Annotated in this window: 10 protein-coding genes; all 10 read right to left on the reverse strand. The window is 52.8% G+C overall.

The annotated features are described in order from the left end of the window. Positions 1–73 precede the first annotated feature (73 nt). Positions 74–1,324 (reverse strand): NrfD/PsrC family molybdoenzyme membrane anchor subunit, encoded by a 1,251-nt coding sequence (nrfD, locus tag ACYQ2N_RS05520; protein WP_459998040.1) that lies wholly within the window; start codon positions 1,322–1,324, stop codon positions 74–76. Positions 1,325–1,376: 52 nt separating this feature from the next. Then, positions 1,377–2,063 (reverse strand): 4Fe-4S dicluster domain-containing protein, encoded by a 687-nt coding sequence (locus ACYQ2N_RS05525; RefSeq protein WP_459998041.1) that lies wholly within the window; start codon positions 2,061–2,063, stop codon positions 1,377–1,379. After that, positions 2,063–4,630, reverse strand: coding sequence for a molybdopterin-dependent oxidoreductase (locus ACYQ2N_RS05530; protein WP_459998042.1), 2,568 nt, complete (start codon positions 4,628–4,630; stop codon positions 2,063–2,065). The genes ACYQ2N_RS05525 and ACYQ2N_RS05530 overlap by 1 nt, the downstream gene beginning before the upstream one ends. Positions 4,631–4,670: 40 nt before the next feature. Beyond that, positions 4,671–5,096 carry a universal stress protein gene (locus tag ACYQ2N_RS05535; RefSeq protein WP_459998043.1) on the reverse strand — a complete coding sequence of 142 codons (426 nt, stop codon included), beginning with the start codon at positions 5,094–5,096 and terminating at the stop codon, positions 4,671–4,673. Between the two features lie 193 nt (positions 5,097–5,289). Next, positions 5,290–7,500, reverse strand: a complete 2,211-nt coding sequence (locus ACYQ2N_RS05540; RefSeq protein ID WP_459998044.1) for a molybdopterin oxidoreductase family protein — start codon at positions 7,498–7,500, stop codon at positions 5,290–5,292. 46 nt (positions 7,501–7,546) lie between these two features. After that, positions 7,547–9,247, reverse strand: a complete 1,701-nt coding sequence (locus ACYQ2N_RS05545) for a sigma-54 interaction domain-containing protein (RefSeq protein ID WP_459998046.1) — start codon at positions 9,245–9,247, stop codon at positions 7,547–7,549. Positions 9,248–9,406: 159 nt separating this feature from the next. Then, positions 9,407–11,014: an MDR family MFS transporter gene (locus ACYQ2N_RS05550; RefSeq protein WP_460000477.1), complete on the reverse strand. Its 1,608-nt coding sequence runs from the start codon at positions 11,012–11,014 to the stop codon at positions 9,407–9,409. 23 nt (positions 11,015–11,037) lie between these two features. After that, a complete protein-coding gene (locus tag ACYQ2N_RS05555; protein ID WP_459998048.1) occupies positions 11,038–11,490 on the reverse strand; it encodes a MarR family winged helix-turn-helix transcriptional regulator in 453 nt (150 codons plus the stop codon). A gap of 248 nt (positions 11,491–11,738) precedes the next feature. After that, a complete protein-coding gene (locus ACYQ2N_RS05560; RefSeq protein WP_459998049.1) occupies positions 11,739–12,062 on the reverse strand; it encodes a nitrous oxide-stimulated promoter family protein in 324 nt (107 codons plus the stop codon). Between the two features lie 102 nt (positions 12,063–12,164). After that, on the reverse strand, positions 12,165–12,971 hold the full coding sequence (locus tag ACYQ2N_RS05565; protein WP_459998050.1) for an energy-coupling factor ABC transporter ATP-binding protein: 807 nt from the start codon (positions 12,969–12,971) through the stop codon (positions 12,165–12,167). Positions 12,972–13,012 lie beyond the last annotated feature (41 nt).

Genomic DNA, 13,012 nt, shown 5'->3' on the forward strand with positions numbered 1-13,012 from the left:
TTATCACAGCGGGGTTTGCACTATGGCAAACCCCTCACATAACTGATTAGTTCTCCCACGAACGCTTCTGGTCCTAAGGCTTCTGCGGCAGAAAGTTGTAAAGCGTGAGCGCATACGAAACGACAAACAAGATCAAGCCGAACGGAAGCAAGGCGACCGCATACTCAACCGGGGAAGGGGAATAAGGCCAAGAGCTTACAAATACTGACATCCCCTCCCTGAGCTGCCCTGATGCTATCGGATAGGACCAATTTTCGATCCCCAGCCCCGCTAAGCTCAAACTCAGCGGAATTGCATTAAATGAAGGAAACATCAGCATCAGGCGGTGGGCGAACACTCCGACAAATAACAGGGCACTGCCGCCAAGCAAGCTGTTATATGAGCTCGAACCTCTGTTACTGAAGAAGTAGAACATCGTGAAGGCCGGCAGCAAAATTTCCGTGGCATAGACCGGTCCGTACCTGCCAAACACCAGGGACAGCACTTCCAGCCCCTCGGGTTTTCCCCACCACCAGTGCACCAACAAATCCACTGACACCAAGAAAAAGTGCACCACTAAAGCACCGGCCACGATTAAAGCCAAGTTCCTGAATGCTCCCTGGTATTCGCTGAAGCGGTCCCTGCCGACGGCCACCAAGGATATAACCAACACCAACGCTGTACCTGAAGCTACCGCTACGGAGATAAAATCCGGAGGGAGCACGGCCGTATTCCACCAACTGCGCGAAGCCTGGGTGGCAAAGATTAAAGCGGTCACCGTATGAATCAAAATAGCGACCGGCAGCCCGATCATGGAAATCCGCTTTGACCACTTCTTGGCCAGAGCATCAACCTGCTCCTGCTCGCGGGACTTCGTCCAGCCGTTCAAAAAGCCTCTTCCATCCCGTTTCCAATCGGGCAAAAGTTGAACATAAACACTTAGGAAAGTTAAGACCAGGTAAGTCGAAATAACGATTACATCCCACACCAAGGGAGAGCGCCAATTCGGGTGCAGAAACACATTAAAGACTCTGTCCACCCGACCCATGTCCGGCAGGATCATCGCCCCCGCTCCCAGGGTACTGGCAAAAGCGGACAAGGATGCGATTTTGGTAAAAGGCTTGAGCTTTTCAATATTAAAAAGGTAGACAGATGAGGAAACGATCAGTCCCCCGGCAGCGATGCCCACGAAGAAAGCAAACGTCGCGATATAAAGCCCCCAGCTAAAAGGATTGCGCATATTGGTAACGGCGAGGCCGTTTCTTAGCTGATAGCCCCAGGCAATTAAACTGACTACAAGGATCACAGACGCAAGAATCAGCATGATCTTGGAGTTTTTCTTCATATTCTCCACCTCCCACAGATTATTCTCCTCCGGTTAGAAACCTTACCAAGCCTTACCTTCCCGGCTTGGTCGGCGGCAGATAAAACACCTTCGGCGAAGTCCCCAACTCTTCCTTGAGCCTGAAAGCCTGGCGTTCCTGCACCAAGCGGCTCACTTCAGAATCCGGGTCGTCGAGATCCCCGAAGATCCTGGCTTTGGCCGGGCAGGCCCGGACACAGGCCGGTTGTTCCCCTTTGCTGGTATACTGCACGCAAAACGTGCACTTCTCCGCTACTCCCATCGGTCGGTCCGGGGTATACACCAAGCGGCCGTTCGGATCGCGGTAATCCGCGGGATAGCCGTATTCATACCCCTCCTGGTAACCCACGCGCTCCTTGGCTTTCTGCGGATCCTCCCAGTTGAACTGGCGCACGCCGTAAGGACAAGCGGCGATGCAGTAGCGGCAGCCAATGCAGCGCTCATAGTCCACCAGGACCACGCCGCGCTCGTCCGTATACGTGGCCCCTGCCGGGCACACTTTTTCACAGGGGGCGTTGTCGCACATCTGACAGGAAACGGGCAGGAAATTCATCTGTAAATGCCCGTTGGAGCCGACAGCCACCTGGTGTTCCTCGCTCCCGGGCGTGAAAACCCGGTTCCACCAAGTGCCCGGCGGCTGAGCATTATGCGCTTTGCAAGCGACCGCGCAGGAGCGGCAGCCGATACAACGATCGAGGTCAATGACCATTCCCAGTCTCATTACATGTCACCAGCCTTTCTCACATCGCACAGGCACTCATTCCAGGCGGTATTGGGAGACCACATCCCAGGCACAAAATAGATTTCATGCGTGGGCTTGATAAACGGATAAGTGAGAGAATTAAAAGACTCCCCATTAAGGTAGCGGCTCCACCAGCCCTGTTCAAACACCACCACCTTGCGTCCGGCCCCGGGATCGAGCACCGCATAAGCGTGCAGACTGCCCCGGTTGTTGTACACTTCGACCCGGTCCCCTTCCTTGATACCTTTGGCTTCGGCATCTTTGGGGTTCAGCCAAACTCTGGGTTTGCCGTCCTGCAATTCATTCAGCCAGACATTGTTCGAATGCGTGGAATGTACGCGGTAAATAGCATTGCGCGTGATATAGCTGAATTTATATTTATCCCTCACCCCGGGGTCTAACGCATATTCGCTCTCTTCAAACGGTGGTTTGTGCACCGGCAGCGCTTCCCCCAGTTCCAGCATCATATCTTCATCCTTATAAAACTCAATCCGTCCGCTTTTGACAAACTGGGCCGTCTGTTCGATTTTGGCCGGAATGCTTACCGGCGGAAAGGGTTTCTTGTGGGCGACCTGCTCATAAAAAGGAATCTGGCGGTTGCCCGGCACCTCGGATTTGACGCGTACCGGCCCTTTTTTCAGTTGTTCCAGGGTAATCCCCTCAACCGTGGGTCCGCCGGTTCGAAGCATGAGTTCAATCGCTTTCTCGGCCGCAGCATCCGCATCCAAGTCCGGGAAGAAGTGTTTTTCGAATTCCGGATTGAGCCTGCGCGCCAGTTCCCGCGCAATCCAAAGCTCCGATTTTCCTTCGTACAGCGGCTTGATCGCCGGCTGCTGCAGCTGCAGGTAAGGATGGACCGGAGAACCCACCAATTCCATCTTTTCATACCAACTCACCGCCGGCAGCACCACATCACTATACTGACAACTTGTCGTCATCTGGAAATCCATAGTGGCGACAAATTCAAGCTCTCCCTTTTCCACCATTTGCCTTAGCTTATTAGCCATATTGTGCTGGTCAAAGGGATTACCCCAACCGACAATTAAGGCTTTGAGCCCGTGCTTGGGCAACTTTACTTTCATGTTCTTGGTTGGACCGTGCAGCACATAGAGCCAGGGGAGCCAGTTCTGCTTTTTCCCTTGCGGCACCCACCATTCCCCTACTTTCAGGCGCATCCGGTACTGGCCGGCATAGGTGGAAATCCCAGCTCCGCTCTTGCCGATATTGCCGGTGAGCACAGGGATCAGCGCCAGAGCCCGACCCTTCAGGTCTCCGTGGTACCACTGGTAATTGCTCGCCCCGTACACGAGGTGCAACGGTTTGGCTGCAGCCATTTCCCGGGCCAGGCGCACCAGTTTGTCTTGGGGAATCCCGGCCAGTTCTTTCACTTGGTCCGGGGTGTAATCCTTCAAGCTCTCGCGCAGTAGTTGAAAGCCTGGTTTAACTTTAACCCTCTGCCCGTCTTTTAGTTCAACTTCCAGCTCCCCTTCAAGCGTGACATCCAGGGGCAAGTCAAACTTTTCCGGATTCACTGCAAGGAAATTTCCGTTAAAGGCCACATACACCTCCCGGTAAGGCGGCACTCCGCCAGGCCTGTTCAAACCTTTGACTTCCTCAGCCTTGAGGCGCTTGCCGTTGTCAAGCCGCACCAGCAAGGGGAAATCCGTGTAAGTCTTCAGGAATTCCGCATCATAGCGATTTTCTTCAATAATTACGCGCGCTAGGCCCAAGCCTACAGCCGCATCGCTGCTGGGATTAATAGGAACCCATTCGTCCGCTTTCCCGGCCGTAGGGCTGTAATTCGGGTCAAAGACCACAAGTTTGGCACCCCGGTTGCGCGCCTCAACCAAAAAGTGGGCGTCCGGCAGCCGGGTAGCCAGGATGTTGGAACCGAACACGGCCACATAGCGGGAATTAAGCCATTCCAGGGGCTCCAGTTCTTCTGTCTGCACGCCGAACGTCATGGGCCAAAACATGGGCAAGTCCCCGTTTTGGTCATAGGGGTGGTGCAGGCTCCACCCAGCCATTGTCGCCAAGGCAACGACCGCTCCTTTGTGCACATACCCTGTGCCCCCAACCTGGAAAATCACTCCGATTGACTCGGGACCGTATTTGTCGGCGATTTCTTTGAGCCGACCCGCGCTAAAATCGAGAGCCTCCTGCCAGGACGCTTCCTTAAACTCCCCTTTCCCAGGCTGCCCGCTCCGGACCAACGGTTTCTTGAGACGGTCCGGTCCATAGATGAGATTCATCATAGACAGCCCTTTCAAACAGCCCCGCGGGTTGTATTCAGGCTCGGGATAATCGGCAGCTTGCACGATAGCCTTAATTTGCCCGTTCTCCACAATCGCCTTCATCCCGCAGGCCCCGGTGCAGTTCGGGGAGCAGGTTGTACGCACGTATTTCAACTCCGGCTCGCTCGCCATGGCTTGGGCCGGCCTCTGCCTAATAAACGCCGCTGCCCCGCCTGTCCCCGCTAAAACCCCGGCAGCCACGGCCGCCTGCACAAACCGACGGCGGCTAAGCTTAAACTTTCTTTTTTCCATTACGAACACCTCCGCTAACCAAGATTGTCCTAATCCAACCTCACTTCACGATGAGCACCGGGCACTCTGCCTTCTGGAGCACGCGCTGGCTGATGCTCCCCAAAAGCGGACCGGCAATCGGCCCGTAGCCGCGGCTGCCCATCACGATCAAGTCGACACCTTCCCGCGCGGCCTCCTCGATAATCACTGCTGCCGGATGCCCCGGCAGCTGCTTAGTCCGCACCTCCACTCCGTCTCTTTCGATCTCGTCCAGGCTCGCGGTGAGGAGCATCTCCCCGCTGCCCGCGAGCTGGTCCTGAAGGACTGAAGCATCCTTAGCCAGCGTGTAGCCTAAGGCTTCCGGCGTATAAGTTACGTGCAAAACCAGAATTTCAGCTTGGAATACTTTAGCCAAGTCTAAGGCTGTAACCAGTGCACGGTGGGAATAAGGTGAACCATCAATTGGCACCAAGATTTTCTTGAACATACTCTTTCCCCCTCATATGTGAATTTTCAAGTTTTTACAGGCTTTTGTTGCTTACCCTAGCATTATGCAAAAGGCATGCCAAATTTTAACCAACGAAAAAACCCCGCAGAATTAGGCTCTGCGGGGTTAATCCAAACCAAAACTCTCTAAAAAATGCGAAACACTCTCTAAGTTTATAGAAAAGTAAGCAGCATCAGAGCTTTTCCCTTTTTTCAAGGCGGCAGGCTGCCACTTTGTAGATGGGCTGTTTGGAAAAGGGATCGACCCAGTTCAGGGTCAAGTGGTTAGCCGCTTGTTTCAAATGCTCCTCTCCGGGATCCAAGTCTCCATAATGAAATGGGACAAACACTTGCCCCCGGCTGACTGATTCTTTCAAGACCGCTCTAACTTCAATAAAACCGCGCCGGGAAACCACCCGGATTCTCTCCCCATCGGCTATTTCCAACTTGGCTGCATCCTGCGGATTTAAGACCGCAAAGCCCTCCTTGGCCAGAGCGGACAGTTCCGGTACCCGTTTAGTCTTGGTGCGCGTGTGATAATGCTCGATAATCCGACCTGTATTAAGCCATAACGGGTACTCCTGATCCGGAACCTCCGGGGGGTCTGTATAATCCACTGACCAGAGCCGGGCCCGACCTTCCTCGTTGTTAAAAACACCGTAGGCTTGGGAATCATGTTCCCTCGTAAGAAAATTCCCTTCGGTATATAAGCGGGCCGCCCCTTTATCCTCAAGCTCAGGACAAGGCCACTGCAGCCCTCCCTCTTGTTCCATGCGCTTATACGTCATCCCGGACATGTCATTAGGCCGACCACGCGAAAGCGCCGCCCATTCGGCAAAGACTTCTGCGCTGCTGTGCCAGGTAAACATCCTGCCAACCCCGAGCCTCTGTGCCACCGCCTTAATAATGTCCAAATCGGCCTTGGCTTCCCCCGGCGGCTCCACTGCCTTATACCCCACATTCACCCGCCGCTCCGAGTTGGTGTAAGTACCGGTCTTTTCCCCCCACTGTGCGGCCGGAAGGAAAATGTCCGCGTATTTCGCGGTTTCCATGGGATAGTAGACATCCTGGACGATTAGGAACACCTTGTCCAGGAGCGCGCGGACATAGCCCTGATCCGGTAGGGATACAGCTGGATTAGTCCCAATCACCCACAGAACTTTGAGTTTATCTTCTTTTATCAGTTCCAGCATGCGCATGACATCAGTTGTCTTGCGCGGGAGTTTTTTTTCCTCCACGCCCCAGAACTCCGCTACTTCGTGCCGATGCATCGGACTTTGCGGATTGCGAAATCCTGGGAGGTATCTCCCGCTCCCCACTTCGCGGTTGCTCATAGCTGTGGCCTGACCCGTAAGGGAAAAGGGCGCAGAACCAGGCTTCCCTATCTTCCCGGTAATGAGGTGTAAATTGTTGATCAGGGTCACACTCTCCGTTGCGGACATGCTCTGGTTAACCCCCTGGCAGAAGAAAGTCGTAACTGAAGGGGATCGCCCAAACATCCGGGCCGCCTCGATGATCATGTCTGCCGCAACCCCGGTTAAAGCCTCAGCCCGCTCAGGGGGATAATGTTTCACAAACTCGCGCAGTTCTTCATACCCACTCACATGTTCAGCAATATAGGCAGGGTCAGTTAAACCCTCTTCAATCAGAACATGGGCGATACTGTTTAACAAAGCCACGTTCGTCCCGGGCCGCAAAGCCAGGTGCAAGTCGGAGACTTGCGCAGCCAGGGTTAAGCGCGGATCAGCGACAACTAGTTTTGCCCCGTTTTGGTCCCGGTTGCGAATAATCCGTTGCCAGAGCTGAGGGTGCATTTCCGCTGGATTGGAACCAAAAATGAATATCAACTGAGCCTGATCGAGATCGTCATAACAGCCAGGAGGCCCGTCACAGCCAAAGGAACGGATATACCCTTCGACGGTGGAAGCCATGCACAGGCGTGTGTTCGAATCGAAATTCGGAGTGCCCAACACCCCTTTGGCCAGCTTGCCCAGAGCATAGTATTCTTCCAACAGGAGCTGACCTGTATGGTAAATCCCGACAGACTCCGGGCCGTAGGCCTGCAAGTTTTCCTCAAGTTTTCCCACCATCAGGGAGAGCGCTTCATCCCACGTCCCTGTCACTAAGCGACCATCACGGCGGATCATCGGCACAGCGGCCCGCTCCGGATGGTGCAACACTTTCCATTCATAGAGCCCTTTAATGCACAAGCGCCCGTGGTTGACCGGGTAAGCGGGATTTCCTTCCACGGCTACCGCCCGGCCGTCCTTGACCCCAATGTATAACCCGCAGCCAACTGAACAGTAGCCGCAGGTGGAATACACCCACTCCTGGGGCGTTTCCGCCACGGTAGAGCCACTGCTGTCAAAGAACGATTCAATTGCTTGTTTCAAGATGCTGTCCATTATGGCCCTCCAGTACTACGATTGTAGAGGTTATCGTCTCGTTGTCCTACTCCGAAATCCCATACTTCTTAAGTTTCTGATAGAGCCCGGACGGATGAATCCCGAGCATACGCGCTGCCTCCTGCTTGTTCCCTTTCGCGAGACGCAAAGCGCGTCTGATCGCTTCTGCTTCCGCCAGGGCTACCGTCTCATCCAGTTCCAACAGCTCTGATCGGCCACCCTTGTCCCTGAACACGCTGTCCCCGAGCACCCTGTCCCCCAACGCGGCAGGCAAGTGCTCCGGCCGGATCACTTCCTCCCCCGGCTCCATAAAGTTAAAAGCATGTTCCAGAACATTCTCCAATTCCCGTACATTACCGGGCCAGGAGTAGGAGAGGAATATTTCCTCCACTTGGGGATCAAATCCGCTTGCCTTGTGCGCGTACTTGACGCTCAGTCTTTTGCTAATCCCGGTCGCAAGCAGGAGGATATCCTCGCACCGTTCCCGCAAAGCCGGGATATGTAGGTTAATCACAGCCAGGCGATAATAAAGGTCAAGCCGGAACTTCTGGTCTTCGATCATGTGGCGTAAATCCCGGTTGGTAGCAGCAATGATGCGCACATCTACGCTTATAGTTTTGGTGCCCCCGACTCGCTCGAAAGCCTTTTCCTGTAGAATCCGCAGGATCTTGGCTTGCATCGCCAAAGGCATGTCCCCGATCTCATCGAGCAAAATCGTGCCGCCATTGGCCAGTTCAAATTTTCCGGGTTTGCCGCCCCTTACAGCTCCGGTGAAGGCCCCGTCCTCATATCCGAAAAGCTCTGATTCCAGCAGGTTTTCCGGAATCGCGGCACAGTTAATTTTAATAAAGGGTTCGCCACTCCGGGGACTGAGGGTGTGAATCCCCTGTGCCAAAAGCCCCTTACCGGTACCGCTTTCCCCGGTAATGAGGATATTGGCATCCCCGCGGGCCACCCGTTCAGCCTGCTGTTTCAGCTTCTGCATGTGCGGGCCTTCCCCGACGATCTCTCCCAGCGGAGCCTGCAAACGCCTCAGTTCCTGCAGTTCTTCCTTATAAAACATCAGCCTGCCTTCCAACAGGCGCACGCGTTCCATAAAGTTCTGAAATTCCTGACCTTCCACGCCTTCTTTGAGCATGAGCTTGCTTAAACCACCAAGCACTGTGCCGCCGCTTGTGATCGCAGTTTCAGCGAGGAAAAAAGTCTGCCCCCGGTGGCGCACACCGGTATCTAAAAATCCGTCCCCCGTCTTCATCACTTCCTGCAGGCGTGTAAACGGCGCAACTTTTGCCAGCGGCAGCTCGACTGCCTTTTTCCCATCGATTCTCAAATACTGGGAGTATTGGGAGTTGATCATCACAATCCGGCCCTCGCGGTTGACAACCGCCATCCCTAAAGGCAAGTCAGTCAGTATCCCTTCATAAAGCTCAATCAAAACCCGGGCCGCTGCTTCCTCTTTCTCTGCCGCATGGTCCTTGGCTGAGTACAGGCAGACGACAACACCCGTGAGAGTGCCTTGTTTACGTAGAGGGAAGTAGTGGGCCTCTATCGACAGATCCCCCAAGCGGTGTCGGCAGAGCAAAGCCTGCCCGGAGGTAAAGACCTCGAGCACCCGCGTCTCCGGCAATACTTCAGCCAGGCTATAGCCAATTGCTTTAGCAGCAGGAATCTTCAGAAAAAGCTCGGCCTCACTGTCCGCAAACGTAATAGCCCCGCGGCGATTGACGATGATCACACTTTGGCCCACACACTCACCTCCGCTCTTGTACATACTATCTTACCGGAAAAAATACCGTCTGCCTAGAGACGTTTTCTTGCATTACCCAGGAACTTTCTGCCATAGGACTTTTGTGAAAATAGAAAAACCTCCCGCCTATGTTAAGGCAAAAGGTTAATTCGTAGCGGCTTAGCGCGCATCTCCTTCAAGTATCGGAGTTTCTTCCTTTTTGGTCCCGAGCACTTTGTTTCCTTCGATGCGGGCATTCCCGACCATTAAGCTGGCAACGATCCCAACCATAACAATTCCCATGGCCACCAAAAAGACCAGATGCAAGGAATCGGCCAAAGCGTTTTTCAGCGGAGGAAGCATAACCTGCTGCAACTGCTGCGGTATACTCTTTAAAGCTTCGGGGCTTAAGAGCATATTAAACAAACTTTGCGGGTCTGATTTGGCTTTGGCAAGCATTCCGGCAAAAGGACCGGTTGCCAAACCGGGGATTTTCTGAACGGCGGGAATGAAGTCATTCTGCAGGGTGCCGATTGAGCGGTGGTTCATGACCACGCCCAAAATAGTCATTCCGAGTGTGCTCCCAATACTGCGGAAAAATTGGGTGGCTGAGGTGACGACACCCCGCTGTGAAGGCGGAAACACGCTTTGGACCGCAATCGTGATCGTCGGCATGACCAGACCCATCCCCATGCCTAAAACTACGATATAACTCATCGCTGTGAGCGTCGTTGAGTCGGCTGTCAGGGTGCTTAAGAGATAGAAACCGATGGACATGATGCTCATGCCTGCGGCCAACTGCGTGCGAAAACGAATCTTGGTAATAAGTTTCCCGCCAAGTATGCTGGTTATCATCATCGCCGCCATCATCGGGATCATGGTGTTGCCGGACTTCGTGGCGCTTACACCGACAACTCCCTGCAAGAACAAAGGCAGGAACATAATCGCGCCGAACATCCCAAATCCCATGAAAAAACCAACAATGTTGACCGAGGTGAATACTCTGTTCTCAAACAAGCTCAAGCTGAGAATTGGGTCTTTCGCTTTTTTTTCGATCAAGATAAATGCGGTTATAAAAATAAGTGCCACGGCGAAAAAACCAATGATTTGCCAGGAACCCCAGGGGTAATCCTTGCCACCCAGGCTTAAACCCAGGAGCAAAGAAGCCGTGCCAATTATAAGGGTAATTGCCCCCGCATAGTCGATGGAAACATGATCTTTCTTGTAATTCTCCCCGCTCAATCCCAAGAAGATAAAGACAGCCGCTAAAAGCCCGACCGGCAGATTGATGTAGAAAACCCAGCGCCAGGACGCATGATCGACAATCCAGCCCCCAATGGTGGGCCCGACGATGGATGAAAGCCCGAACACCGCTCCCATTATCCCTTGCCATTTACCGCGCTGGCTTGGCGGAAACATATCCCCGACAATCGTCATCGCCATCGGCATCATGACCCCGCCGCCCAACCCTTGCAAGCCACGGGACAGAATCAACTCCGTCATGCTTTGCGCTTGCCCTGCTAACGCAGAGCCCAGCATGAAGATAAAAATTCCTAAAACATACATGATACGGCGACCAAAGATGTCAGCCAGCTTCCCGGCAATCGGCACGACCGTAGTTGAGCTCAACATATAGGCGGTGGTTACCCACACAAAGATATCCAGCCCTTGCAAATCGGCGACTACCCGTGGCATCGCTGTGCCAACGATTGTTTGATCCAGGGAAGCAAAGAGGAGTGCAATCAGCAGTCCCACTAGTAAGACTTTGCGCCTGGGATTATTCTTCATCTCTAAATGCTTTGTATCCATCCTTATTTCCTTCTTTCTTTGAAATAATCCAAGGTCAAAGTAAGCAGCCTGATAAGCTCCCTGCTGTCCTTCTCTCCCAGAAAACTTATCAGTCCCTGCAAGAATGCAATATGCTGAGCGTGCATTAACTCAACCATTTCCCTGCTCTTGGCTGTAGGGCGCACGAGCACAATCCGTCTGTCCGAAGGATCTGGCAGACGCTCAATATGTCCCCCTTCTTCAAGGGAATTCAGCGTGTGAGTCACCCCTGCCGGCGTGATTTGCAAATGTGCGCTCAAATCCGAAACTTTCATGCCTTTCGCATCCGGGGGCAGCGCGTGGATCAAAGTGTGCAGCAGCATAAATTCACTGGGCTTGATGCCGTGCCAGGAAGCGGGACGCACTGCAATCCGCTTTATCTGCCCCATCGTGCGCGCTAATTCCTGCGCTAAAAATCTCGTTTCATTCGTGTCCATATTATTTATCTCCTCAATAGTTTACTTAGTAAAGTATTTACTAAATTAGTCTTATTGTCAAGTGCCAAATTATAAAATAAAGCTCAGTTTTGCGAATGCCAATTGCTGATCTGTTTGGAGGACATTGAAGTGATAAGAAAGACCAGCCTGACTGCATTAGTCTGCAGCCGACCGGTCTTTTAATACATGAGCACAATGATTTTCTGTTTGGTTCATTTAAGCTGATAAAGCGCCTTTGTCAGATAAGTTCACGATCCTGTGCGCTTGCGTCCGTCCCACAAGTGCCTGATCGCGATTAAGGGATGAGTGTAAAGCATTCTCGGCCCGGAGAACCTCATAACTTTCTTAATCCGTTCGCGCATGTCCGGTTTGTAGCAGTGCACAGTGCACTTGGCGCAGGTAGGCTTATCCTCCCCGAATTTACAGTTTCCCACGCGTTTATGTGCATAGTTCAGCAATTCCTGGCACTCCGTACACAACCCTTCGACCGTACCATGGTTCTTTTTACAGTAGAGCGAAATCATAGCCTGGACTATCTTTTTCTCTGTATTAAGCCGTGAATGTGGCGGCATCTTAGACCCTCCAATCTCGTCTTGAGTTGTGGATGCAGCACCTCAAGCAGAGTTCCTTCATGCGGATGCGGTAATTCTGCACACAGTTGAAGTTCTATGGCGCTACCCGTGGTGCCGGGACCCACCTACATGAAAATGCGAGCGTTCATGAATCAAATTCAGTTCTAATAGCAGCCTCCGATTGGGCAAAAGCTCCAACGGCTGCCCGTCAGCAGCCACTGTATGATCTTCACTGAAAATGACTACCCTCTGGGCGATATCCTCGACAATCGACAGGTCATGAGTCGCCGTAATCACGGTCTTGCCCGCCTCACGCAAAGCAATGAGAAATTCCACCAGCCAGAACTGGGTGCGCGGATCAAGCCCATTTGTCGGTTCATCCAAGAACAAAACCCCCGGGTTGACGGTGAGCACACAGGCCAAGGCCACTTTTTTCTTCTCTCCGCCGCTTAAGCGGTGAGGGGATCGGTTGAGCAAGTTTTGTATCCCCACTAAAGCTGCCGTATCTTTCACGCGCTCTCTGACTTCTGCCGCGGGCAAACCTGCCTGCAACGGTGCGAAAGCCAGCTCATCCCAGACTGTAGTAGAGAAAAGCTGGGCCTCAGAATTTTGAAAGATAAATCCCACGCTCTGCCTAAATTCCTTAAGGAAATTTGGTTCCTGCAGGGTTTTCTCTGTTAGCTCTCGCCCAAAAGCCAGAATCTGCCCAGAAGTCGGATAAATAAGTCCGCACAGCATTTTAAGGAGCGTTGATTTCCCGCTCCCATTGGCCCCGAGAATGACTAAGCTTTCCCCTGCAATAATCTGCAGATTAACATTGTTAAGCACAAGCTGATTCTGAATATATGAGTAGGAAACATTATTCAAGTCAAAAATCGGCTCTAGGTCTTGCTGCAAAGCATCCTTCATTTTCTACTCCCCCCTTAATCGATATTCGATATTCGATATTC

This window comes from Paradesulfitobacterium aromaticivorans (assembly GCF_054657415.1).

Bases quoted from the DNA above. Each gene is read 5' to 3' on its own strand.
- ACYQ2N_RS05555 (WP_459998048.1), bottom strand. From the start codon at position 11,490: ATGGACACGAATGAAACGAGATTTTTAGCGCAGGAATTAGCGCGCACG.
- ACYQ2N_RS05530 (WP_459998042.1), bottom strand. From the start codon at position 4,630: ATGGAAAAAAGAAAGTTTAAGCTTAGCCGCCGTCGGTTTGTGCAGGCG.
- ACYQ2N_RS05550 (WP_460000477.1), bottom strand. From the start codon at position 11,014: ATGAAGAATAATCCCAGGCGCAAAGTCTTACTAGTGGGACTGCTGATT.
- ACYQ2N_RS05565 (WP_459998050.1), bottom strand. From the start codon at position 12,971: ATGAAGGATGCTTTGCAGCAAGACCTAGAGCCGATTTTTGACTTGAAT.
- ACYQ2N_RS05540 (WP_459998044.1), bottom strand. From the start codon at position 7,500: ATGGACAGCATCTTGAAACAAGCAATTGAATCGTTCTTTGACAGCAGT.
- ACYQ2N_RS05560 (WP_459998049.1), bottom strand. From the start codon at position 12,062: ATGCCGCCACATTCACGGCTTAATACAGAGAAAAAGATAGTCCAGGCT.
- nrfD (WP_459998040.1), bottom strand. From the start codon at position 1,324: ATGAAGAAAAACTCCAAGATCATGCTGATTCTTGCGTCTGTGATCCTT.
- ACYQ2N_RS05535 (WP_459998043.1), bottom strand. From the start codon at position 5,096: ATGTTCAAGAAAATCTTGGTGCCAATTGATGGTTCACCTTATTCCCAC.
- ACYQ2N_RS05525 (WP_459998041.1), bottom strand. From the start codon at position 2,063: ATGAGACTGGGAATGGTCATTGACCTCGATCGTTGTATCGGCTGCCGC.